Origin of the sequence: Bifidobacterium scaligerum (assembly GCF_002802865.1) — a bacterium.
Lineage (GTDB): Bacteria > Actinomycetota > Actinomycetes > Actinomycetales > Bifidobacteriaceae > Bifidobacterium > Bifidobacterium scaligerum.
The window spans coordinates 112,953-137,718 of sequence record NZ_PGLQ01000002.1; the positions used below are offsets into that span (position 1 = coordinate 112,953).

General features: G+C 58.1%; 22 protein-coding genes, 2 pseudogenes and 1 riboswitch. Of the genes and pseudogenes, 4 read left to right on the forward strand and 20 right to left on the reverse strand.

Annotation, left to right across the window (positions count from 1 at the left end; all coding sequences use genetic code 11):
* The first annotated feature begins 69 nt into the window (after positions 1–69).
* On the forward strand, positions 70–690 hold the full coding sequence (locus CUU80_RS03705; protein ID WP_100496033.1) for a GNAT family N-acetyltransferase: 621 nt from the start codon (positions 70–72) through the stop codon (positions 688–690).
* A gap of 81 nt (positions 691–771) precedes the next feature.
* On the opposite strand, the gene CUU80_RS03710 is transcribed toward CUU80_RS03705, so the two are convergent.
* The 3 genes from CUU80_RS03710 to CUU80_RS03720 are packed head-to-tail and all read right to left on the reverse strand — an operon-like array spanning position 772 to position 4,238.
* Positions 772–1,431, reverse strand: a complete 660-nt coding sequence (locus CUU80_RS03710; RefSeq protein WP_100496034.1) for an HAD family hydrolase — start codon at positions 1,429–1,431, stop codon at positions 772–774.
* A gap of 36 nt (positions 1,432–1,467) precedes the next feature.
* Positions 1,468–3,285, reverse strand: coding sequence for a DNA repair protein RecN (locus CUU80_RS03715; RefSeq protein ID WP_100496035.1), 1,818 nt, complete (start codon positions 3,283–3,285; stop codon positions 1,468–1,470).
* Entirely contained in the window at positions 3,285–4,238 is a 954-nt protein-coding gene (locus CUU80_RS03720) for an NAD kinase (RefSeq protein WP_100496036.1), read from the reverse strand. Before CUU80_RS03720 ends, CUU80_RS03715 begins: the two co-directional genes overlap by 1 nt.
* Positions 4,239–4,491: 253 nt before the next feature.
* On the opposite strand from CUU80_RS03720, the pseudogene CUU80_RS03725 reads away from it, so the two are divergent.
* The 3 genes and pseudogenes from CUU80_RS03725 (at position 4,492) to CUU80_RS03735 (ending at position 7,580) form a co-directional block, all read left to right on the forward strand.
* Positions 4,492–5,959, forward strand: a pseudogene (locus CUU80_RS03725) (TrkH family potassium uptake protein).
* Positions 5,960–6,050: 91 nt separating this feature from the next.
* Positions 6,051–6,722, forward strand: coding sequence for a potassium channel family protein (locus CUU80_RS03730; RefSeq protein ID WP_100496037.1), 672 nt, complete (start codon positions 6,051–6,053; stop codon positions 6,720–6,722).
* A gap of 180 nt (positions 6,723–6,902) precedes the next feature.
* Positions 6,903–7,580: a bactofilin family protein gene (locus CUU80_RS03735; protein WP_100496038.1), complete on the forward strand. Its 678-nt coding sequence runs from the start codon at positions 6,903–6,905 to the stop codon at positions 7,578–7,580.
* On the opposite strand, the gene CUU80_RS03740 is transcribed toward CUU80_RS03735, so the two are convergent.
* From CUU80_RS03740 to argB, 17 genes and pseudogenes are all read right to left on the reverse strand, one after another.
* Positions 7,562–8,335, reverse strand: a complete 774-nt coding sequence (locus CUU80_RS03740) for a TlyA family RNA methyltransferase (RefSeq protein ID WP_100496039.1) — start codon at positions 8,333–8,335, stop codon at positions 7,562–7,564. The genes CUU80_RS03735 and CUU80_RS03740 overlap by 19 nt on opposite strands.
* Positions 8,336–8,431: 96 nt before the next feature.
* Entirely contained in the window at positions 8,432–8,599 is a 168-nt protein-coding gene (locus CUU80_RS10765) for a hypothetical protein (protein WP_165775821.1), read from the reverse strand.
* A gap of 3 nt (positions 8,600–8,602) precedes the next feature.
* Positions 8,603–9,646: an HAD-IIA family hydrolase gene (locus tag CUU80_RS03745; RefSeq protein ID WP_100496040.1), complete on the reverse strand. Its 1,044-nt coding sequence runs from the start codon at positions 9,644–9,646 to the stop codon at positions 8,603–8,605.
* Between the two features lie 11 nt (positions 9,647–9,657).
* Positions 9,658–11,391 carry a hypothetical protein gene (locus CUU80_RS03750; protein WP_100496041.1) on the reverse strand — a complete coding sequence of 578 codons (1,734 nt, stop codon included), beginning with the start codon at positions 11,389–11,391 and terminating at the stop codon, positions 9,658–9,660.
* A gap of 76 nt (positions 11,392–11,467) precedes the next feature.
* A complete protein-coding gene (gene tyrS / locus CUU80_RS03755; protein WP_100496042.1) occupies positions 11,468–12,790 on the reverse strand; it encodes a tyrosine--tRNA ligase in 1,323 nt (440 codons plus the stop codon).
* A gap of 628 nt (positions 12,791–13,418) precedes the next feature.
* Positions 13,419–13,926, reverse strand: a pseudogene (locus CUU80_RS11215) (putative ABC transporter permease); the annotation flags it as partial.
* Positions 13,926–14,495 (reverse strand): HD domain-containing protein, encoded by a 570-nt coding sequence (locus tag CUU80_RS03765; protein ID WP_100496375.1) that lies wholly within the window; start codon positions 14,493–14,495, stop codon positions 13,926–13,928. The gene CUU80_RS03765 and the pseudogene CUU80_RS11215, both read right to left, overlap by 1 nt.
* Positions 14,496–14,709: 214 nt before the next feature.
* Positions 14,710–15,060, reverse strand: coding sequence for a rhodanese-like domain-containing protein (locus CUU80_RS03770; protein WP_100496043.1), 351 nt, complete (start codon positions 15,058–15,060; stop codon positions 14,710–14,712).
* A 60-nt stretch (positions 15,061–15,120) separates the two neighbouring features.
* Positions 15,121–15,930 carry a thiazole biosynthesis adenylyltransferase ThiF gene (thiF, locus tag CUU80_RS03775; protein WP_100496044.1) on the reverse strand — a complete coding sequence of 270 codons (810 nt, stop codon included), beginning with the start codon at positions 15,928–15,930 and terminating at the stop codon, positions 15,121–15,123.
* Between the two features lies 1 nt (position 15,931).
* Positions 15,932–16,801 (reverse strand): thiazole synthase, encoded by an 870-nt coding sequence (locus tag CUU80_RS03780; RefSeq protein WP_100496376.1) that lies wholly within the window; start codon positions 16,799–16,801, stop codon positions 15,932–15,934.
* Between the two features lie 92 nt (positions 16,802–16,893).
* Positions 16,894–17,088 carry a sulfur carrier protein ThiS gene (gene thiS / locus CUU80_RS03785; RefSeq protein ID WP_100496045.1) on the reverse strand — a complete coding sequence of 65 codons (195 nt, stop codon included), beginning with the start codon at positions 17,086–17,088 and terminating at the stop codon, positions 16,894–16,896.
* Between the two features lie 168 nt (positions 17,089–17,256).
* Positions 17,257–17,357: riboswitch (TPP riboswitch) on the reverse strand.
* A 93-nt stretch (positions 17,358–17,450) separates the two neighbouring features.
* Positions 17,451–18,923 (reverse strand): argininosuccinate lyase, encoded by a 1,473-nt coding sequence (gene argH, locus CUU80_RS03790; protein WP_100496046.1) that lies wholly within the window; start codon positions 18,921–18,923, stop codon positions 17,451–17,453.
* 592 nt (positions 18,924–19,515) lie between these two features.
* Positions 19,516–20,754 (reverse strand): argininosuccinate synthase, encoded by a 1,239-nt coding sequence (locus CUU80_RS03795; protein ID WP_100496047.1) that lies wholly within the window; start codon positions 20,752–20,754, stop codon positions 19,516–19,518.
* A gap of 128 nt (positions 20,755–20,882) precedes the next feature.
* On the reverse strand, positions 20,883–21,398 hold the full coding sequence (locus CUU80_RS03800) for an arginine repressor (RefSeq protein ID WP_100496048.1): 516 nt from the start codon (positions 21,396–21,398) through the stop codon (positions 20,883–20,885).
* Positions 21,395–22,360 carry an ornithine carbamoyltransferase gene (gene argF, locus CUU80_RS03805; protein ID WP_100496049.1) on the reverse strand — a complete coding sequence of 322 codons (966 nt, stop codon included), beginning with the start codon at positions 22,358–22,360 and terminating at the stop codon, positions 21,395–21,397. Before argF ends, CUU80_RS03800 begins: the two co-directional genes overlap by 4 nt.
* 104 nt (positions 22,361–22,464) lie before the next feature.
* The gene (locus CUU80_RS03810) at positions 22,465–23,760 is read right to left on the reverse strand and encodes an acetylornithine transaminase (protein WP_100496050.1); all 1,296 of its coding nucleotides are present in this window, start codon (positions 23,758–23,760) and stop codon (positions 22,465–22,467) included.
* On the reverse strand, positions 23,750–24,706 hold the full coding sequence (gene argB / locus CUU80_RS03815) for an acetylglutamate kinase (protein ID WP_100496051.1): 957 nt from the start codon (positions 24,704–24,706) through the stop codon (positions 23,750–23,752). The genes CUU80_RS03810 and argB overlap by 11 nt, the downstream gene beginning before the upstream one ends.
* Between the last annotated feature and the right edge of the window lie 60 nt (positions 24,707–24,766).

Below are 24,766 nucleotides of genomic sequence, written 5' to 3' on the forward strand. Positions count from 1 at the left end.
TATCAAGTCCATCTGTCCACGAGTCGAAACATAAGGCATGCCTACAATGACAGCGGAAAGGGGCCTGATATGCCAAACAACGTTGTTACCTTGCGCGCAACAGAGCCAAATGATTACCCATACCTTGAAGCTTGGTGGAATGACCCGTCCGTTGCGGATGGGTGCCGCATCACCACCGATACCATCCCACGAGAACGAGTGGACGCCCAGTTCCACGGCTGGAGTGACACCGACGACGATCACCGATTCGGTCGGACCGTGTTGGACCCAGGCGGCATGCCTATCGGGCATATCGCCGCATGGGACTGCGAAGATCCGGAACGTGACGCCACGATGGGTATTCTCATCGGCCCGTATTTCCAAGGCCTTGGCTACGGCAATCAGGCCATGAAACTCGGCATTAGGCTCGCCGCCGACCAACTCAAAGCGAAGACCATCACCGTCAAGGTCTGGTCATTCAACCTTCGCGCACGGCATATGGTTGAATCTCTGGGATTCAAAGAAGTCTCCCGCAAGTCCGAAGTCGTGGAGCGAGATGGTCATGTCTATGACGAGGTCGTCTACCGCGCGCCGACCGCCACGCTGCTGGAACGCATCGCCTCCGAAAAGGTGGAACGTCAGGAAGGCGAGGAACTGGAACGTCAACGGTTCGAGTCAAACCGCAGCGCAGATCTGCAATCGATTTTCTAACAGTTCCCTTACATAAATAAAGCCGTCAGCATCACATTTCTACGATGCTGACGGCTTGCTGTTGTTTTCGGCAGTCACATGCTACAGGCGTGGCGCATCACGGAAGTCGTGGAGCACGCCATCGGCAACGCGTGTGATTTCAGGCCAGTCGGAGGCCGAGGAATCGTCATACATGGCCCAAGCCTGCATGCCAGCCGACTTGGCGGAACGAATCGCCACCAGCAAATCTTCAAACACTGTGCAGTTCTCCGGCTTCACTCCGAGGCGGCTTGCAGCCAACAGATACACATCCGGCTTGGCTTTACCTACTCCCCCGGCATCATCCACCGAGACGATCGTATCGAAGTATTCGCTCATACCCAGATGATCAAGAGCCGCGATACGCAGCTGCGGCATCAACGTGGTTGCAACACCCAAGCGCACGCCGGCAGCCTTGAGCTCGCGTAAATAGTCCATCGCCCCCGGCTTGGCTTGGACCGTGGTGCCATAAGCGGTGCGAGCCATCTCGTCCCATTCGGACATCAATGCCTCGGGCGTATCCGGCAGACCAAAGCGAGCGATGGTATATTCGGCAATCTGCCTGAACTGCATGGACGCCACTGTAGACATGTAATCATCCGGCACATCAATACCACGACGGCCCAAAAAATCGATGTCGATCTGATTCCAGACGCCCATCGAATCAAGCAGAGTACCATCGAGGTCGAAGATGGCGGCTTTCACAGATTGCAACTGAGCCATTGCTCTCCTTTTGCATTTTGCAGTCCATAGAACCAATCAGAGTGTCGACGAAGCAAGCAGCTCACGAGCATGGTCGAGGGAGGCTTCGGATTCACTGCCGGAAAGCATACGGGCCACTTCATGCACACGTGCGTCATCACGTACCTCATTCACAGTGGTTACCACACCCACAGCATCATCATCGGCATCCGGCGGGATTTTGGTCACCACGAACTGCGCGTCCGCCCATGAAGCCACCTGCGCCAAATGTGTGACGACGATGACCTGCGAAGTTCTGGCGAGACGGGCGAGACGGCGTCCCAGTTCCGCCGCCGTCTTGCCGCCCACACCGGCATCGACTTCGTCAAAGATGAATGTCATATCGGAAGTCGCGGCATCACCGAAGCTCCCGGAGGTGGACTCACGTTTTTTTTCTCTCTCACCGTCCGCACCGGCATGCATATCTGCCGCCGACAGCTCCAAAGCAAGCATGAGTCGGCTCAATTCGCCACCGGACGCGCTCTTGCCCATCGGCAGCTGCGGCGAGCCTTCATATGGCGTGAACAGGAAGGCGATATCATCACCACCATTCTGGTCGAGCGCCCGCTCCTCTATCGCTTCTCTCTTGCCGCCCCCTGTCGTCCCCGAAGTCGCGCGCGGCGTAACGCGAATTTCCAAGGACGCGCCTGCCATGGCCAGCGACTCCAACTCGGCGGTGACCCGTGCGGCCAGACGCGCGGCCGAATCCGCACGAACCGCACTCAATGCATCAGCTGCCGCAACAGCAGCACGATACAGTTGTTCACGCTCCGCTTCCAACTCCGCCAACTTCTCCGGCGAGGCATCCAGATCCTCGATTTCAAACGCAGCTTTGTCGCGCCAAGCCACCACGTCGGCGAGAGTTGGCCCCCAACGCCGCGTGAGTTCGCCGAGTTCATGAATACGCGCGTTGAGCGTGTCCAAATCGGCATCGCCGAAGTCCTCGTCCAGATGCCCGGAAAGCGCGAACACCACATCCTGCAGTTCGGCGTTCAATGATTCCAGACGATCCGCCAGCTCGGCGAAATCGCCAGAAGCTCGAATGCCACGCAACGCCTGGGCCGCCTGCAACAGCAAGTCGGAAGCACCGGCGTTTTCCGAAGACGAATCGTATTCAAGCTGCGATGAGTCCAATGAGGCAAGCGCCCGAGAGACACCCTCAGCGATCTCAGCCGCGTTTTCGATGCGGTCACGCTTGGCCTTGAGCTCCTCATCCTCGCCGGGATGCGGATCCACCTCGTTGATATGATCCACGGATTCACGCAGATAATCGGCGCGCTGCCGGGCGGAGGATTCCTGCGAGCGCAATCGGGCCAAGCGCTCGTCCATTGCCGCGAGCGCACGCCACGCCTCGCGATAGGCGTCCAGTTCCGCATCATCGCCCGCAGCTCGGTCCAGAAAGTCGCGCTGGCGTGAAGGCGAGGCGATTTTCAATTGTTCGGCCTGACCATGAATCGTGATGAGTTCGCCGGCGACCGCGACGAGTACGGATTTCGGTAGGCTTTTGCCGCCCAGCACGGCACGAGAGCGACCGGCAGCACGCACGGTGCGCGAGAGGAACAACTCTCCATCTTCCGGTTCTACACCGGCTTCCCGCGCGATAGTCGCCGCAGTCGAATGATCGCTTACTGCAAAAATCCCCTGCGCCCATGCTTCGCTGGCTCCAGCCGAAACACGACCCGCATCTGCCGGACCGCCTGAAATCAAGTTGAGCGCGGACAGCAGCATGGATTTGCCCGCACCAGTTTCGCCGGTGATGGCGGTCATGCCCGCAGCCGGAGTGATGGTAGCTTCGCGAATCGGTCCAAGATTACGGATATCGAGCTCTTCAAGCATCAGGAAGCCACCTTGCCGGACAAATCCGCAGGAAAAACATGCCCATGGCGCGGCGCATCTGTTTTACCCGCTTCCGCGCGAGCATGTTCACGCCAGCCGACCACGGGAAGATCGAACTTGGACACCAGACGATTCGTGAACGGCACACCGGACAGTCGCGCCAATCGCAAGGTATCGCGTGATTCACGCACGACGACCCGCGTCCCCTGCGGCAACGCCCGTTGACGACGGCCATCACAGCAAATCCACCCTTCAGACATCGATTCGTCCAGAATATCGATGGTGAAGGTCGAGCCGGAACCGATAATCAAAGGACGCGCGAACAGGGCATGCGCCGCCAGCGGAATCAGCTGTAACGCCTTGACATTCGGCCATATGACCGGTCCTCCTGCGGAGAAGGCATACGCCGTGGAGCCGGTCGGCGTGGACACGATCACGCCATCAGCACCGAAGGAATTCATCTCCACATCATCTACCCGGATAGACAGCTCCACCATCTTGCCCCGGTCAGCGCGCTCCAGCGTGATGTCGTTCAAAGCCCAGTCTTCGATAGGCGTGCTTGCCCCCGGCAGCCAAACATCCACGTGAGCGATCATGCGCTCATCGATCGAATAATCATGGGTGGCCACACGACGAATCGCCTCGTCAATCTGGAAGCTTTCAAACTCCGCCAGGAATCCCACGTGGCCCATGTTGACGCCAAGAATCGGCACTTGCGTGCAATGCACCAGTTCGGCGGCACGCAAAATTGTGCCATCGCCTCCCAACACCACGACGATTTCGGTGTCATCGGACACACATGTCGGCCGCATTCCGAAATCGGGTGCCTCGGTGTTGTCGATAATCGTGACCTCGAATCCGGCCACACGTAACTGACTGACCGCTTCGGCCACTACGGTGCCGGACTGCCTGAGCCGGGTATGCGTCACCACCACCGCATTGCGCTTGGCCATAGCATCCTCCTGTCGAATCGGTAGCACATGCCACTATTCTAACCACAAACACCCCACTTATCGTACATGTGTTCGAATATTCATGCCGTATCGGGACGCACGTCAGCCACAACCAGTCGGAAATCGGCCATAACGACCGACTCTTGTTCCACCACTTCGCCTATCGTGGAGCAACGTCGTACAATACAGACGGCATAATCATCGTCGCGTCAGCGTCAACGTCAGTAACGAACAGTGCAAAGGCAGGACATTCATGGCCAACGACTTCGACGAATCCTCCTCGAATGAGGAGTCCTCGCAAGGACTCTCATGGTGGTATTCGGCCGATCCGATGAGCCAGAACAAGGAGATCAAGACCGCTCGCCGTATCCGCCGCATATCGCTTGCGGATCGGCTGCTCACCCATCCGGGCCGGCTTGTCCATCCTGTACTTCTGCATACTCATCGCACTGGTCACGCTGCTGTTGCTATTGCCGTTCTCCACTCATGACTGGGTGTTCACCAATTTCCCCGTAGCGTTCTTCACTGCGGTTTCGGCACTGTCCACATGCGGCATCCCTGTGGTGAACACCGCCGAATACTGGTCTATGTTCGGCCAGGTGGTCATCCTCTTTTCCATCCAGTTCGGCGGCTTGGGCGTCATGACGTTCGCCTCCATCGTGGCGCTCGGGGTGTCCCGACGACTCAAGGTGTCGCAACGCATGCTCACCGCCAGCGAGCTGGGCACCACCAAGCTTTCCGAAATCAAAAGCGTACTCACCGTGGTGTTGGGTACTTCGATCATCGCCGAAGTCGTTACCTTTACCCTGCTGCTTCCCGAATTATTCCGCGTCAATCACGGACAGATCGGCCGGACGCTGTGGCAGGCATTGTTCTACGCTGTCTCCGCCTACAACAACACCGGCTTCACACCGGACGCCACCGGACTTCATGTGAACCGATGGGGTGTCGGATTGCCTATTCTCATCAGCGCATTCGTGGGCACGCTCGGTTTCCCGGTAGTGTTGAACATCGTGCAAAGTGTACGCCGTAGGCTTAGCCCCAAACGATGGACCCTGCATACCAAACTCACCTTGGTCACCACCGGGATTCTGGTGCTTACCTCCCTCGCCTGGTTCCTGCTGGTCGAATGGGGTAACGTCGCCCTCTTCCCCGCGGACGACCCTGGTATGAAGCTCAGGCGCGCATTGTCCGCCGCGGTGATGCCTCGCTCCGCAGGATTCGATATCTCCTGGGTACCGGAAGTAACGCCTGAGACCAAGGTCTTCATGAGTCTGCTGATGTTCATCGGCGCCGGCTCTTCCTCGACCGCCGGTGGCATTCGCGTCACGACGTTCGCCGTGATCATCCTTATCTGCGGAGCCTCGTTCACCGGTCACCGTGACGTGGTCGTGTTCCGTCGTCGCATTCCCCGACGCATACAGATGACCGCCGTGTCGGTAACCACTGCGTGCTTCGCGCTGGTGGTCGTCGGCGCTACCTCGTTGATGTTTGTGACCGGGTGCGATTTCGTGGACGCCGTGTTCGAAGCGTGTTCCGCATTCTCCTTGGGCGGCTATTCCGTAGGAGTGGCCAGTGCCGGCAATCCAAGCAGCATGTTTATTCTCGCCGGCGAAATGATCGTCGGCAGACTCGGACCGCTTACCATCGCGTACGCGATCAGCAGACCGATGGCTCCCGAACCGATCCGCTACCCGCAGGAGAACATCATCGTCGGCTAAATACGGTCAATCATCCGGTCGGAATAAGGTCAGACCAGGTCAGACCAAGCATCACACTCATCACCACCAAATATATAAGGAGACCAATCACATGGCAGCACAATCACATGGCAGCAAAAGCAGTAAAAGCGTGCTGGTCATTGGACTGGGGCGCTTCGGCGGATCGGTGGCATCGACTCTGGATCTTATGGGTCAGGATGTGCTTGCCATTGACAAGGATCCGGAAATCGTGGCGCGCTGGAGCGCGCATCTGCCTACCATCCAAGCCGATATGACCGATGTGATGGCCATCGAGCAGATCGATGCCTCCCAGTTTGATACGGCCGTCGTGGCCATCGGCGACAGCATCGAGGCATCCGTGATCATCACCGGCAATCTACTGGATGCCGGAATCTCCGACCTATGGGCCAAGTCGGTCTCGCAAGAGCACGCGCGTATCCTGCAGCGAATCGGCGCCCGCCATATCATCAATGCGGAAACCGACGCCGGCAAGCGTGTGGGTCACCTGGTGGCAGGCAACTATCTGGATTACATCGAAATCGATGGCCCGTACACCGTAGTGAAAATTCACACCCCGTTGTATGCAGTGGGCCGCAGCATCGAGGACGTGCAGGTGCATGACAAGTATGGCGTGACCGTGGTAGGAGTCAAGGCCCCGGGCAAGGAATTCCAATACGGCTCGAAAGAATTGATCATGCATCGTAACGATGAATTGATCCTCATGGGCAAGCAGGACCAGATCGATCATTTCATCCAAGGCTGATAACGGCTGAGCTGCGTCGTGCGCAAAGCACCGGACACCGGCACGGCCGGCGTTTTGCGCACGACATCCTCTACCTGAATACCGTATGAATACTCAATGAACACATGATGATCACATCGTGAACGTTCGTGCAATGCCATATTCCGGTCTTCCTAGGGTGAAGAAAGGGGGCATAAGCACATGAACGATCATCCACAGACTTGTATATCAGTACATGGCGGAACATACGGGACCATCGCGATCAGCCAACATTCACAACTTGAGGACGGCGTACGTTTCCGGACCATGCTGGTTACCAGCGAACTTGAGGCAGACGAAATCAACGGTGATGAATTAATCGTCGCCAATGGCGCGGTGCGATGTACCGGCGATGTTACCGTACCGACTATTTCCGGCCGTGGACAGCTAGATATCGGCGGCAACATCGTTTGCAATCAGATGACATTCACCGGTACCGTGCATTGCGAAGGCGATATTCGATGTAACGGAACACTATCGGTCAATGGCTCACTCAAAAACGCACAGCATATCAGCGCACAAACCGTGCATCTCAATGGGGTCCTGCACGGACGTGACATCGCAGGTCAAGAGCTGGAAGTGCAACCATTGCGCAGCCAGATGTTCTCCCGATTCAATATGAACGAATATGAATCCGGCCGCTCTGCCGCCACCATCAATGCCTCTACCGTACGAGCACGAGGGCTGACCTGTCGTCTGATGCATGCCGATTCGGTCACATTACGCGAAGGCAGCACTGTGGAGCATGCCACATGCACCATCTCACTGGGCACTGATCGCACTTCCAGCGTTCTGCTGATGGGGCATAATTGCCGGCGGGTTCATCTTAAAACGGCGTAAAGCAGATACTCCGCATTGCCATGCGTACCGGCGATAGGACTGTCCGCGGTGGCCTGCACATCCAAACCATGCTGTTGCGCACACTCCACGACGTCAGCCAGCGCCTGTTCGCGCAGCACCTGGTCTTCGACAATTCCATTTTTCCCTAATCCCTCGCGACCTACCTCGAACTGTGGTTTGACCAGCAGTACGATATGCGCGCCAGGGGCTGCGATCCTCGCGATAACCGGGATTACATAGGTCAGGGAAATAAACGAAACGTCCGAAACGATCATTTCAGGGGCGAAAGGCAAATCATCGGATTTGACCTCACGTATGTTGACGCCGCTCATTTCGATCACGCGATCATCATTGGCGATACGCTGGTCAAGCTGCCCATGACCTACATCCAAGGCGATGACTTGCGCCGCACCGTTACGCAACAGGACTTCCGTAAAGCCGCCGGTGGATGCACCGATATCAAGGCAACGCAGTCCACGCGGTTCAGGCAGTCCTGATGAGGCGAACGCGGTAAATGCGCCGATCAATTTGTAGGCGCCCCGGGAGACGTAATCGTCTCCCTTGTCGACGGCAAGTTGATTATGACCTGCTTTGACCATGAATGATGGTTTGGTGATGGTCATGCCATTCACACGTACATGACCTGATTTGATCAGCCGTTGCGCCTTGGCCCGAGATTCCACCAATCCGGAAGCAACCAACATCAGGTCAAGCCGATCCAACGGAGTGGATGAGTCAAGCGTCTGTTCGCTCATGGTAATCGCCATTCCTGGTTTCAACGGGCAAAGCACATCGCCGAGGGCATCGTGCACCAGTGCGGATTGATCGCCCCTGCCTACAGGTGTCGCCGGTTACCTACGCAAGGTATCCAGTTCACGCCGCAGCTCAGCAAGCACGTCACGATATGTGTCGAGTTGCTGTTCGACAGGCTGATGCTCGATGCCCTCAAGCCTGGGGAATCGCTGCATAAGTGGCATGCGCTCCCCCGGCTTGTGATCAATCGATTGTTGCTCTGCCATCGATCAATGTTCCAAGGCAAAAGCCGGAACCGACGAGGCATCCAACGATGCCTCACCTTTGTCGCTGGCCTCCCACGCGGCGCACAACGCGGCGCGCAACGCGTCCACACTGGTCGTATCGCTGGCATGCACGCTGCCGTTTTCAAACCATGCGCATTCGCGACGGCACTGCCAAGTACCGTCCTCGGCTCGCACCGGTTCAGGCTGCACTTCCAGCAGACCACGCAAATCCGGGCTCACGAACGTGGGACGAAGATGCGCGGGGGCAAGCATGAGTTCGGTAGGGTTGGTGACGCCGGTCAGCACGGCCAACGAATCATAACCGCCTCGATTGCCGGCTTCAATATCCGTGTCCAGACGATCGCCGATGGCAATCGACGCGTCTTTGGCCACGAGCTCATGGCCTTCCGCGGCATTCAATTCCCGGGCCTCGTCATACATGAATGATTCAGGCTTGCCGGCGGATGCCACCGGTTCGACGCCGGTGGCGGCGATCACGGCACGAATCATCGAGCCGCATCCGGGAGCGATACCCAGTTCGCGCGGAATAGTCAGATCACGGTTGGTGACGAAGTAGGTTGCGCCGGCCTCAACCGCAAACGCGACATCAGCCATCATCTGCCAAGTCATCTGCGGATACCAACCCTGAATCACCGCATCCGGATGATCTTCCGGACCATTCACCACGGTCAGACCGTTACGGCTCACCTCTTCACGTAAATGTTCGGCACCCAATACCAGCACTTTGGCGCCTTTTGGCATCGCTTTGGCAACCATGCGGGCGGCCACCACCGAAGAAGTGATGACCTGCCACGGCTGTACATCAAGACCGAAACCTTTGAGCTGATCCGCGACTACATGCTGGAACCGCGAGGAATTGTTCGTCGTGTACTCGATGGTCATGCCCGCCTGCTCGGCGGCACGAATCGAGTCGGCGGCGTGATCCACCGGGTTCTTGCCCCGATACACCACGCCATCCAAGTCCAGCAACGCCAGCTGATAGGCCTCAGCCAGCGGTCGGTCTGTTCCTTTGAGGAAACGAGTCATTCCCGATGCTTTCACTCTGCGGGCTGTTCAGTCGGTTCGTCTGCGGAATCGTTCGTCTCATCCGTAGCGTCTTCATCCGATTTTGACGACTCAGCGGCTGATTCGTCCTCAGATGCACTCTCAACGTCCTCAGCGTCCTCAGTCTCGGATTCGTCCGCTTCGGCTTCAGGCTCCGGCGCATACTGGGCGTCTTCGGGATCGATGCCCAACTTCTCCAGCACCTCGGTATCGTCGGTGATATCAGCCAGATCGTGGTCAATCACCACATCGTCGCTGTTCTCATCGATTTCCTCATCGGCGTACTGATCCTCAAGGCGATCCAGCAGATCGTCGAGCTTCATGGCCTCATCGGAGCGTCCCGCCTCTTCCAGGAAATACTGTTCGGCCTGCACGGCGCGCATACGATACTCGCCAGGAAGCCCTTGGGAGCGGGCCACAGTGTGGGCCACTTCAATGGCCTTGTCCCACAATTCCAAATCGCCCAGAGCGCCGGCGTAAACCAGGAACATTTCGACCTTGGGAGCGCCATGCAGCTGCTTGCCTTCATCAGACAGCGCCATTTCCACGGCCTTCTTCGGGTTGCCCACGCCACGCTCGCAGTCGGCGATGAACGGCAGGTAATCCAGGAAGCCATTCATACGGTAGGCGGTACGGAACTCACGCAACGCCAACTTGTAGTCGCCCTGACGGTAGGCTACAAAAGCCAGCGTCTCACGTGCGAAGTCGATACGGGAGGCCTGACGGGCAACCCATTTGGCATGTTCGAGAGCCGCGGAGGGATCGGTCTCCTCCAGCGCAAAGGCCGCAAGAATATGCAAGCCGATGTTCTCTGCGTGCTCCTTGGACAGGCCGCGCAGACGTTCCTTCTCTTCACGGGAGAGCATCGACCATTCCATGCCCTTTGGCATCTTGGGCTCATCGGGGCGGCGAGCGGTATACGGGTCCTGCGAGGGGAAGCTCATCGTACCGTCGGAGTTGCGACGCGGACGGCTCATATATTCGCCGCGCTTCTGCTCGCGATACTCGCGCTTCTCCTGGGCGGTGAACTCGCGACGCTCACCATCACGGCGATCATCGCGGCGGAAATCCTTACGGTCGTTGTCGCGACGGAAGTCACGACGATCGTCACGATGGAAGTCACGACGATCGTTGTCACGCTTGAAACCACGGTTGTCACGTCGGTCGTCGTCGCGTCGGAAGTCACGACGATCATTATCGCGACGATCATCGCGGCGGAAATCCTTACGCTCGCCATCGTGACGGAAGTTGCGACGCTCACCGTCGCGATGGAAGTCACGACGGTCGTTGTCGCGATGGAAGTTGCGACGCTCACCCTCACTGTGCTGGTAGCGCGGGTTTTCGCCGGCATCGCCGTCACGACGCGGCTTGAAATCGCCGTCGCGACGTGGCCCCTTGTGGAAACCACCGTCACGGCGGAATCCGCCACGCTCGCCGTCCTTGCGGAAACCACCCTTGTGGAAGCCACCGGACTTGCCGTAAGACTTATGGAAGCCACCACGGCTGTTCTCGTTGCCTTCACCATCTCGACGCGATGCGAAACCTTCGCCATCGCGGTGACGAGGCTTGAAACCTTCACCGTCGCGACGCGGCTTGAAGCCGCCCTTGCCACGGGATCCGCCGAATGACTTGCCGCCGTTGCCACGCGGCTTGAAGCCCTTGCCGCCACGGTTGGACGGACGACGATCTCCGTACGACTTGCCGGAACGTTCGTTTCCTTCTGCCATCTACGATTCCTTACTTGTATTTACGTTACTGGAGTATTGATGAAAGTGTGAACACTGACGATGTCAGTACTTGCCGTCAGTGCTTTTCGACCGCGCCGAGCGCCTTCTTGCCGCGACGGATGAGTGCGAAACGGCCAGCGAGGAAATCATCCTCAGCGAGTGCACGCTCCTCATCCTCGACGCGATTGTTGTTGAGATACACACCACCGGACTTGATGGCGCGACGCGCCTCGGAAGCGGACTTGAACAAACCAGCCGACTGGGCGGCGTCGATGACACGATCACCCGGTTCGGCGGACGGGAACACATGTTCGCCGTTTTCGTCCGCCACCTTGAAACCATCCAACACGGATTCGAGTGTTTCCTCATCGATATCCGCAAGATTGCCGCCACGGCCGAACAACGCGCCAGACGCGTCGATTGCAGCCTGCGTGGCCGCCTCGCCATGCACGAAACTCGTAACTTCCCAAGCAAGGGTCTTCTGTGCCTCGCGGGCGCCCGGATTGGTTTTCGACTCCTCGACCAGACGTTCGATCTCCGCCTTCGGCAGGAAGGTGAAGGCCTTCAGAAGGCTTTCCATCTCCACATCCGGGCGGTTGATCCAGAACTGGTAGAACTTGTAGGGGCTCAGCATCGTGGCATCCAGCCATACCGCGTTGCCCTCGGACTTGCCGAACTTCTTGCCCTGAGCATCGGTGATGATCGGGCTGGTGAACACGTTCACATCCACGCCACGCACCTTGTGGATCAGGTCAAGACCGGAGGTCAGGTTGCCCCACTGGTCGGAGCCGCCGAGCTCAAGCGTGCAGTGGTATTCGTCGAACAGGTGCAGGAAGTCGTTGCCTTGCAGGACCTGATAGCTGAACTCGGTGAAGGAAATGCCTTCCTCGGAATTCAGACGACGTGCCACTGTGTCTTTGGCAAGCATGGTGCCCAGACGGAAGTTCTTACCGACATCGCGCAGGAAGTCAATAACGCTCATTTGCGCGGTCCAATCATAGTTGGACACGAATCGCACCGGATTGGCACCCTCAGTTTCCAAGATGCCGCCGATCTGCTTCTTCAGACGCTCAGCCCAGCCGGCCACAACATCCTTCGGGTTCAAGGTACGTTCGCCGGATTGGCGCGGATCGCCAATCAGACCGGTGGCGCCACCGACCAAAGCAATCGGATGGTGTCCGGCAAGCTGCAGGTGACGCATGTTAATCAACTGCACCAGATTGCCGATGTGCAGCGATGCGGCAGTCGGGTCGAAGCCGCAGTAATAGGTAATGGGCTCGCCGTTCAATGCCGCTGCGAGTCGATCCCGGTCCGTGGACTGGGAAATCAACCCGCGCCATTCCAGTTCCTCAAGCAGGGTGTTGAAACCCGCTTCCTTGAAGTCGGTGACGTGAGCCATAGCTGTACGCTTCTCCCTATCGAATTGTGCGATTGAACATGCCTGACTTGGTTTTCAAGCGCCTTCCAGTCTCGCAGAACACACCGACAGTGACGCATCCGCGGGTTGCCCCGAGCACTTCCGCGTTTTGTGCTTAAGCACCATTTGTCGACATCACTTGACATCGCTTAATGTCACTTGACGCCACGATGCAGTCTCTCCATCATCTCGCGCAGCTGCTGCAGCGTTTCATTGTTGCTGCTGGTCTTGAGTCTTGGGAACGAAGCAATCATGCGACGCTGCTGACGGTTGAACATGGAATCCGCCACGTCACGCACGCGCAGCATGAATTCAGCGGATATCTCCTTGCCGTTTTGCCATGATTCACCGACCTTCTCCCCCACTTTGCCCGGCATGCCACCGAATCGCTCGGATGCCCCGTCCATTACGCCGGAGGCCATATTCGCAGCGTTGGAAGCCATGGTGGATGCCATGGAAGAAGCTGCCGAAACCATGTTGGAAGCTGCGTCAGCGGCACCGGAGACCATACTGCCCGTGGCCCCGGAGACGGCATCGCCCACTTTTTCACGCATCGCATCGCCGTACTTGGTTGCTTTGGCCATGGCGATCTTGAACTGTTCGAGGCTCTGCTCGAAGTTCACTATGCCACATACGGTGATTACGGTGTCGACGATAGTGGCCGCCATAAGCAACAGGGACAGCGTATGAACCGTAGACAGCGGCATCAGCGCCGTGACGCGCGCCACTTGGGGTTGCACCACATCCACGATCGCCACGCCTCCAACGCCAAAGATCACGGCTCCTAGCAGGCAGATCCGGCCTTGGATATTGAAGCGAAAATGGGAGTAGTCCCACCATCTGGCGTGGAATAGTTTCTCCATAGCCCAAGAAGTACCGTATTCAAGGATGGAGGCACCGATCATGGAAATCAGAAAAACCGCCAACGGATTGTGCACATTGCCGAGTACTACCACACCAGTCACCGCTCCGGTACCGTATATCGGGCACAGCGGTCCGTTGAGGAAACCACGATTCACCCAACGGCGTTCCTGGCAGGAGACGAGAATCGATTCATACACCCAGCCCACGAAGCTGTAGAAAACGAACCAGAGGAACAGATACTCAATAAACAGCATTACAAGCGTTCACCAGCCCGGGAGCCCTCATGGCGAGAACGACGTGCCTGCAGCGCAGCGCGCAACGGTTTGGTCGGCAAAGCTTTCTTATGGAAACGCCCCATCGAAAAGGTCTCACGGGTGGCGGAAATCTTGTCCGCCAACGTCACCAGATATCCCTCGATGTGCCGAGGAGGAATCGGGGTCATTGGGAACATGTGCTTTTCGATGCTGTCCCGTTCGATGGCATTGAGATCGAAATCCTTCAGGGCGTTCATCAGTGCGGCATGTCCGTGAGTGAATCCGTGCCAACGGTGTTCGCCATTATCCCAATCGTGCCAGTCGTACAGGAAATAATCGTGGAGCAATGCCGCACGAATCAGGGACCGGACATCTACGCGATGCCACAGATGCGCACGATCGGCCATCCACACCGCCAAGCATGCCACACGAATGGAATGCGCAAATGTGGTGATATTGCCGTGCTGGTAGCAGCAACGCTCGATTTGCATATGCTCGTGTTCGAATACGTCATGCCCATGTTTGGCGACTAGTCGTTGAATCTGCATACGTGTGAGCAGGCGTCCCACGGTATCTGGCTCCTCAGCATCGATCAATCTGGCGTACGTTGTTCGCTGCCGATTGTAGGACAAGCACGGAACGGTTCGTTCTCATCCTTGAGGAGGATTCTGCGATCAATCGGTTCCCTCTCGCTCCTTTTTGCGAATATGACTCACTCAATGCCGCTAAGAGCAACATATTCCCAAAGAGAGCTGATCTTTTCGAGAAAAATCGTGCCGTCCGTCAGCGCTGAGTCGCCAAATATCGCTGATACGCGCGGAATCCGCCGTCGAGGCTTGCCACCTCGTAGCCGCGGTCAGCAAGAATTTCAGCGACTTCTTCGCTCCACCAGCCTTCGGCACAGTACACGATGACCTTGCGATCCTTCGGCACGTTTTTGAGCACATGCGCCAGCGGATCGAGCGGGGCGTTGACGGCACCTTCGATTGGATGCGCTTCTACATCCGCCGGTTCTCGAAGGTCCAGCAACGTGACCGTTGATGGGTCGAGAGCCGCAAACTCGGCCGGAGTGATATGGCCGAAAACCGGCTCCGCTTTGTCGGTATCCGGATTGTTATGCAATGCGATTGGCATGGCTGTTGTTCCCCCTCGTGTTTTCGGCTCCCTATTGGTGAAGGGGAACCGAAAACACTATCAAATGGCGCAAGCCGGCTGAATGTAATGAGCCGGATCGATGTCGGTGATGGTCGGATGCTCGCCGCATACCGGACAGTCCGGCACATGCTTGGGCAGCGGCACTCGACGGATATTCATCGTCAGCGCATCGACGGTAAGCATGCGTCCCACCAACGGTTCTCCCACACCCACGATGAGTTTGGCGGCCTCCGTGGCCTCGACACTGCCGATGATGCCTACCACGGCACCAAGTACGCCTGCTTCCTTGCAAGTTGGGATCTCTCCGGCCGCCGGCATATCTCGAAAGATGCATCGGTAGCACGGGCCTTCACCAGGAATGACGGTCATAACCTGACCGGAGAATCCCACCACGCCTGCATGAATGTATGGCTTGTTCGCCAATACACAGGCATCGTTGATGAGGAATTTCGCCGCAAAATTATCCGTGGCGTCAATCACCAGATCATATGGCCCGATGAGAGAAGCAATATTGCTGGCGTCCACCAGCTCGTAGTGTGTATCGATCTGTATGTCCGGGTTCAGTTCGCGAATAGCCGCTGCAGCCGACTCCACTTTAGGGGTGCCGACTGAGGCGGTGGTATGCATGATTTGACGCTGCAGATTGCTCAGGTCAACCACATCGCCATCAACCAGGCCTATGCGTCCCACACCGGCAGCGGCAAGGTACAGGGCGACAGGTGAGCCGAGACCGCCGGCACCGATGATGAGCACGCTGGAGGCCAGCAGACGTTTCTGCCCTTTGACGCCTACGCCCTTCAGAATCAAATGACGGGCGTAGCGTTCCACTTGTTCGTCTGATAATGCCATGTCAGTGCAGATATCCGGTAGTAGGACTGGAGGGGACGGCCTGACCTTCGGTCACTTTGCCAAGACCGGAGAGGTAGGCGGCACGGCCGGCGTTGATGGCGTTCTTGAACGCCTCGGCCATCAACGGAATGTTGCCGGCGGAAGCTACGGCGGTGTATGCCATGACCGCATCGGCACCCATTTCCATCGCATCGCAAGCCTGGCTCGGGCGGCCGATGCCCGCATCGATGATGACCGGCACATGCGCGTTGGCAATGATGATCTCGATGAAGTCGCGCATGCGCAAGCCCATGTTGGATCCGATGAGCGAACCCAACGGCATCACGGCCGCAGCACCGGCTTCTTCGAGCTGGCGGGCCGCAATCGGATCGGGGAACATGTACGGCATGACCACGAAGCCTTCCTTGGCCAGCATTTCGGTGGCACGGATGGTCTCGGCATTGTCCGGCAAAAGATACTTGGTCTCGTGTTCGATTTCGACTTTGACAAAGTCAGTGTGGCAGACTTCACGGGCAAGTCGCGCAATGCGTACGGCCTCTTCTGCGTTGCGCGCGCCGGACGTGTTCGGCAACAGGGTGATGCCTTCGGGAATGTAGTCAAGCACACTGTTTTCGGTGGTTTGCGCACGGCGCAACGCCATCGTGACGATTTGTGTGCCAGCATGCTCCACAGTGGCCTTGATAAGGTTCAGGTCGTAACGGCCGGACCCCAGAATGAATCGGGACTGGAATTCGTGGCCACCAAGGTTGAGCGGCTTGTCTTCCACCGGCAGCATCGGCGCTGCGGTACCCACGGGATTGACGACTGTCGGCTGCGGCGGCAGGGGCGTCGCCTCAACAGATGCTTCAGTGACCGGGTTGATGTTCATAATTGATTCCTTCTTTGGATTAGCTCTCAAACCGCATACGTACGAAAAATGAACTACTTGGTTGGTGTCTGTTGTTGTTCGTATGAAACTTGCGCTCAGCCACCCTGAACGAACTGTACGATTTCCATCACACACTGGTCGTCCAACATGGTTTCAGCACGCTTTTCGCGCGGGATAATCTCGCCGTTGAGTTCGATGGCTACGCGCTCGGCGCGGAATCCATGCGTTTCGAGGTAGTCGGCTACGCTGACCGGCGCTTCGAGCGTGACCTGCTCTCCGTTGACCTGCATGTAAAGTTCCCTCCAATATTGAAAAAGGGCGCACGAAACGAACCGTACCTTAAGTGGTGCGCCCATTCATGAACCCAGTCATGCGACCATGCACGATCTATGGCATTTGGATACCACAAGACGCACACGGCTTAGTTATATGCACGAACTTCAAGTGGAGAGCCCAACAAATCGTAAACCAACGATTCCTTACGGCGGCATGACCCGCGTCAAGTTCCCCGGTCGAAGCTTCGCTTCCTCTCAGCCTTGCGGCTCCCGTTCGTTACGGTTCCCAAGTGTAGGGGCGGCGCGTGACATACGACGACATACAAAATCGGCTCCCCGCTGTCGGGCGGAGAGCCGAAACGAGGGCGAAGTCGTTGTTAGAACGTGCCGGGAGCCTTGTAGGCGGAGCCGTCGGAGGTGGAAGCCGGGAAGAGCTTCAGCTCCTCGACCTGTGCCTTGGCATCAACGATCTGCTCACGCACACGGCCGTAGGCGGTGCCGCCCTTGCCGTTACGGGAATCGACGGAACCGTGGCTGGAAAGCACTTCGCGCACACCCGGGGCCTTTTCGGCCGGCAGGAACGCGGCGAAGGTGTCGATGAAGTCCTGATCAGTCAGGTCCCACAGCTCCTGGTCACGGCCTTCGGCGATCTTGACGCATGCGCCGGAAAGCTCGTGGGCGTGACGGAAGGGCACACCGTTCTTGACCAGCCATTCGGCGATATCGGTGGCCAGAGCAAAGCCGGTCGGAGCTTCCTCTTCCAGACGGTCGGCGTCGAAGTGCATGGTCTTGACCATGCCGGTGAAGGCGGGCAGCAGCACTTCGAGGGTGTCCACCTGGTCGAACACCGCTTCCTTGTCTTCCTGCAGGTCGCGGGCGTAGGCGGTGGGCAGGCCCTTCAGGGTGGCGAGCAGACCGGTCAGGTCACCGATCAGCCGGCCGGACTTGCCACGGGCCAGCTCGGCGATATCCGGGTTCTTCTTCTGCGGCATGATGGAAGAGCCGGTGGAATAGCCGTCATCGAGCTTGACGAAAGCGAATTCCTGGGTGTTCCAGATGATGATCTCCTCGGAGAGGCGGGAAATATCCACGCCTGTCATGGCGGCCACGAAGGCGAATTCGGCCACGAGGTCGCGGGAGGCGGTGCCGTCGATGGAATTGTCGGTTACGCGAGAGAAGCCGAGCTCACGGGCCACGGCTTCTGGGTCGAGACCTAGGGTGTTGCCAGCGAGCGCGCCGGAGCCGTACGGGGAGGCGTTGATGCGCTTGTCCCAGTCGATGAGGCGTTGCACGTCGCGAATCAGCGGCCAGGCGTGGGCCATGAGCTGATGTGCCAGCAGCACTGGCTGGGCGTGCTGCATGTGGGTGCGGCCCGGCATCACCGTACGGCCGGCCTTCTCGGACTGTTCGATCAGCGCGTTGACCAAGTCAAGCAGCAGACCGGCGATCACGCGGGAGTGACGGCGCAGCCACATGCGAATCAGGCAGGCGATCTGGTCGTTGCGGGAGCGGCCGGCACGCAGCTTGCCACCAAGCTCGTCGCCAGCGATGTCGATTAAGCCGCGTTCGAGTGCGGTGGCTTCGTCTTCGTCATCTTCGATCGGGGCGAAAGAACCGTCGTCTACATGGCGCTGCAAGGTGTCGAGCGCGTCCTCCATGCGCTGCAGTTCGTCGGCGGTGAGCAATCCGGCGCGGCCGAGCGCACGGGCATGGGCACGGGACCCGGCGATATCGTCGTCAGCCAGTCGCCAGTCAAACTGTGTGGACTTGGACAGACGGGCCAGCTCCGGGGACGGGCCAGACGTAAAACGACCACCCCACAGGGCCAGATGTTCGTTGTTTTCAGGCATGAATCACTCCTTAATACGCTCTAGGAAGCTTCGCAAAGCTACATATCAGCTGCAAGCAAGGCTATCAGCGCGCGGCTACATCCTCGATGCATTGCAAATTATCCGGCGGCCTGTTGCTCCATAAGATTACTTCATACATTATTCATGAAGCTGATGTTGCGCGAGAGACTCAGGCAAGGCTACCAGCGCGGGGCCGTATCTTCGTTCGTCTCGTCCGAATCAATGCCGTAGCCGCTTTCCATGATGCGGTCTTTTGGCGGTGTGGACGCATGTGCAATGTGGAACTGCCCGAATCGTATGGCACAACATGCGCTTTCAGGGCATTTCTCGGTATTGTGCCGGACTCCTTTGCGGCATGAAATCCCAGGTTATCGAAAAATCAAGGATTGTGTTGGTACGTTTCCGCAATTTCGTATCTGCACGCCGTTTGTGACGAGATCATTTGGTACGACTGCCGATTAGCCCTGAACTGCGAAATCGTACCAACTTTTGGCCTATAGCCCCGGCTTGGGATGCCAACACATCCGCGCATACGACGAAGCCCCTTCCGCAGGGAAGGGGCTTCACGTCAGGCTCAGCTATAAAGCTCGAATCACTCCACGGTGTTGCTCGGAACTTCGATGCCGTTGCCGAACTTGACGTCGCGGGCGGCGGCCACGCGAGACGGCAGACCGTAGATGTCGATGAAGCCGTTGGAGGACTTGGAGTCGAAGCTGTCACCGGAATCGTAGGTGGCCAGGTTGTAGTCGTACAGCGAGCTGTCGGAACGACGACCGGTCACCACGGCGCGGCCACCGTGCAGGGTCATGCGAATCTCGCCGGAGACGTACTTCTGGGTGTCCTCGATGAAGGCATTAAGCGACTGGGTGGCCGGGGAGAACCACTGCGCATCGTAGACCAGCTCGCCCCAGCGCTTGTCGATGTCGCGCTTGATGCGGTGCTGTTCGCGCTCCAGACAGCAGTTTTCAAGTTCCTGATGGGCGGTGATCAGAGCCACAGCACCCGGGGCCTCGTACAGCTCACGGGACTTGATGCCGACCAGACGATCCTCGATAAGATCGATACGGCCGATGCCCTGAGCTCCGGCGCGGCGGTTCATCTCTTCGATGGCCTGCAACGGGGTGACGTCACGGCCGTCGATCTTGACCGGAATGCCCTGCTTGAACTCGATGACCACTTCATCTTCGACCGGCGGGAAGGCCGGATCATCGGTGTAGGAGTAGCAGTCCTTGGTCGGACCGTTCCACGGATCCTCCAGGAAGCCGGTCTCAATGGCGCGGCCCCACACGTTCTGATCGATGGAGTACGGGGACTTCTCGGTCTGAGTGATCGGCAGCTTGTGCTCCTTGGCGAACGCGATTTCCACATCGCGGGTCAGCGCCAGATCACGAATCGGGCTGATGGCCTTCAGGGTTGGGTCAATAGAAGCGATGGATACCTCGAAACGCACCTGATCGTTACCCTTGCCGGTGCAACCGTGGGAGATGGTGTCTGCACCGAACTGGTGGGCGGCGCGCACAAGGTGCTTGGAGATCAGCGGACGGGAGATGGCGGACACCAGCGGGTACACACCTTCATACATGGCGTTGGCCTTGAGGGCCTTCATGCAGTATTCGTTGGCGAACTCGTCACGGGCATCGACCACGTATGCCTCAACGGCACCGCAGGCAAGAGCACGCTGCTTGATGGTCTCCAGGCTTTCGCCGCCCTGGCCGACATCGAGGGACACAGCCACAACGTCCTTACCGGTGCGCTCCTTCAGGTACGAAATGGCGACGGAGGTATCCAAGCCTCCGGAATAGGCCAGAACAAGACGATTGTTGTCTGCCATGAATTCCCTTTCCTATTAAGTCAAAAACAAACTGATGCAAGTATATACAGACCTATGCATATTTATGCACGGCGTGTTGGGGTTGGCTGGCTCAAGATGCGCCTACAGCGCATCGACCTGGCATCAACTCATTTCGAGGCCAACGTCAGCAGCCAGTCGCTACGGGATGCGGCGGCATCATCATCAGCGCAGATCACCATAACGGTGTCGTCTCCGGCTATGGTACCGAGCACGCCATCCAATGGCTGCTTGTCGATCACCGAAGCCACATACTGCGCCGCCCCGGATGGCGTATGAACCACCACCAGATTGCGGGCGGCGGCAACCGAGGTTACCAGTCCGGAAAGCACGCGCGCCATCTGGGCTTCGCCTCGTTGTCCGACTTCATCCCCATCTGCCGCAGGGGCGGCACCACGGGCCACGGCATACGCCACTGTGCCATCCTGCAGACGGGTTTTCACCGCATGCATTTCGTCGAGGTCTCGGCTCAACGTGGCCTGAGTCACCGCTATGCCCTCATCGATCAGGATTTTGGACAGCTGCGACTGCGAGGTGATGATATGTGTGGCCAATGCCTGCTCGATGGCGCTGAGCCTTGCGGCCCGGGTTGCCGGTCGTTGCAGGGACGGAGTGCCTTCACTCATGCGAGCAGACTTTCGTCGCCACGAGCCTTGCCGGTGAGCCATGTCAACAACGCTTTCTGAGCGTGCAGACGGTTTTCGGCTTCATCCCAGACCACGGACTGCGGCCCGTCGATCACATCGGCGGTGACTTCTTTGCCGCGATAGGCGGGCAGACAATGCTGGAACAACGCGTCCGGCTTGGCCAGCGCCATAAGTTCCGGATTGACCTGATAATCCCAGAATGGCTTGGAGCGAATCGCATATTCGGCTTCCTCGCCCATAGATACCCAAGTGTCGGTAAAAATGCAGTCGGCACCTTCGACAGCGGCCTTGGCATCAGTAGTCACGGTGATAGAACCGCCGGTTTCAGAGGCGATGCGCTTGGCGTCAGCCACGATGTCCGGACGAGGCAGGTATCCGTAGGGACCGGCCACGCGTACGTCCATACCGGCCACCGCGCCACCAAGCAGATAGGAATTGGCCATGTTGTTGGCCGCATCACCCAAGTATGCGATGGTCTGGTTCTTCAGGTTATCCACACCGCCACGATGCTCGGCGATGGTCTGGAAATCCGCGAGAATCTGGCAGGGGTGGAAGTCGTCGGTCAACGCATTAACCACCGGATGGGTGGAGTACTTGGCCATCTCTTCGACACGGTCCTGTCCGAAGGTGCGCCAGACCACGCCATAGGCCATGCGATCAAGTACACGGGCGGTATCGGCCACCGGCTCGCCTCGGCCCAGTTGAGAACCCGATTTGTCGATAACCAGTGGATAGCCGCCGAGTTCCGCTACGCCGATGGAGAAGCTGGATCGGGTACGGGTGGAAGGCTTGTCAAACAGCACAGCCACGGCCTGAGGACCGGCGAACGGCTGCTTGTAGAAACGATTCTCATGGAATTTGATGGCGAGTTCGAGAACCTGCTTCTGCTCCTCGTGCGAGAGATCATCATCGCGCAACATATGGCGCAGTTCTGGGGTCATGGTCGTGCTCCTTACTATGAAAGTACAGACAATTACAGCTCCGTCATCCTGTTTTCGCTGGAATGTCCTTCGTTGAAAAGCGGAATACCGGAGGTGTGAGGAAATCAGTCGTCAGGCAGATCAGCGGGAACGTCTTTCAGTACAGCAACCGCCTGTTCCACGTCCTCGGCGGTCACGATCAGCGGCGGTGCGAAGCGCAGCGCATCGGGAGCTACGGCATTGACGATGAGTCCGTGTTCGAGGCAGTAATTCATCACCGCATGAGCGCACAGATGCTTGAGTTCCACGGCATCGAGCAGGCCACGGCCACGTACCGAGACATACAGCGGATTGCCGGTGGACATAATGCCCTCGCGCAACTGCTTGCCACGTTCTTCCGCATTGGCCACGAGATGTTCATCCTCAATCACGCCAAGCGTGGCAAGAGCGGCCGCGGCGCCCAACGGGTTGCCCGCGAACGTGGAGCCATGCGAGCCAGGAGTGAACAGCGCCGCAAGCTTGGCGCCGAAAGCAATCATGCCGCCCATCGGGAAGCCACCGGCCACGCCCTTGGCGAAGGTGACCATGTCAGGCTTTACGCCGCCGGCAAGATCCTCACGTTGGAAAGCAAACCAGGAACCGGTACGGCCGATACCGGTCTGCACCTCATCGATGATGAGCAACGCGTGATTGATGTCGCAGATCTCACGCACAAACTTGACGTAATCTGCACCAAGCGGTTTCACACCCGCCTCGCCTTGGATGAGTTCCAGAATCACCGCGGCAACCGGGCCTTTGCCGTAAGGTCCCATACCGGTCTGCGCGAAAGCGTCATGCAGGGCGATCTTGTCTGCGGCGCGCACGAATTCGATGTTCGGCACGAGCGGATCATAGGGCTTGCGGATATTCGGCTTCCAAGTGGCGGAGAGCGCGCCCATCGTACGGCCATGGAAACCATGGGTCAGGGCAATGATGCGTGCAGGCTTGCCGCCCACAGACGGCAATGCACCCGGCAGAGTGCGACCATAGAGCTTGGCAAGCTTCAGGGCGGCCTCGTTACCTTCAGCACCGGAGTTGCCGAAGTAGACCTTGGAACCTTCGGGAGCGCCGGCAAGCTTGACGAGCTTAGCGGCAAGCTCAATCTGCGGCTCTGATGCAAAGTAGTTGCTGATATGGGCCATACGACCAGCCTGTTCGGCTACCGCCTGAACCCACTTGGGATGCGCATATCCAAGCGAGTTGACGGCGATACCAGCAAGAAAGTCCAGATATTCGTTGCCGTCCACATCCCAGATGTGTGCGCCCTTGCCGTGATCCATCACGCGCAACGGCGTGCCGAATACGTTCATATGGACTTGGGAGTACTCCCCCAGCCATTTGCTGTCTTCGGCACCCAATGTTTCCTTATGTTCAGTAGCCATAGGAGCTCCTCATTTCCAGTCCGTCCTCCGGGACGACCATGGTGCCGATACCAGCGGAGGTGAATATCTCATTCAGGATCGAATGCGGCTTGCGGCCGTCGATGATATGGGCTTGAGGCACGCCACCATCAAGGGCTCGCACGCAGGCCTCCATCTTCGGACGCATACCAGATTCCAGATCAGGCAGCATATCGCGCAGATTCTCCACACCGATACGGCCGATCAACGAATTCTTGTCCGGCCAATCGGCATACAGGCCGTCCACGTCGGTAAGAATGATCAGCTTGTGGGCACCGACGGCAGCTGCGAGAGCGGCTGCAGCGGAATCGGCATTCACGTTCAGAACCTCAGTGGCATCCTCCTCGTTAGGGGCCACTGAGGAAACCACCGGAATACGACCGGCCGCCACCAGATCCTCCACGGCGGAGGCGTCCACGGACACCACGTCGCCCACCAGACCGATATCGGTAGGCTTGCCATCGATAATCGGCTTGCGCTGCATGGCCGAGAACAATCCACCGTCTTCGCCGGACAGTCCAACTGCCAGCGGACCATGCGCGTTGATCAGACCGACCAGCTCACGCGAAACCTTGCCTGTCAGCACCATACGTACCACATCCATGGCTTCAGGGGTCGTGACTCGCAAGCCGCCTTTGAACTCGGACTTGATGCCCAACGCCTTGAGCATATGCGAAATCTGCGGGCCGCCGCCATGCACCACAATCGGATGCAGACCTACCTGACGCAGAAAGACCATGTCTTCGGCAAAGCAACGCTTGAGGTTTTCGTCCACCATGGCATTGCCGCCATATTTGACAACGATGCGCTGACCGGCAAATTCCTCAAGCCAGGGCAACGCCTCGATCAGCACCTCCGCCTTCTGGTCGGCGCGTAGATCGGTATGTACGTCGAAGTGGAACCCAGGTCCCTTCAATTCCGTAGTCATTCCTAATTATTCCTTGTCTTTCATCCCCACGAAGGTAAGGGTTCTTGGTGCTGGCATCCG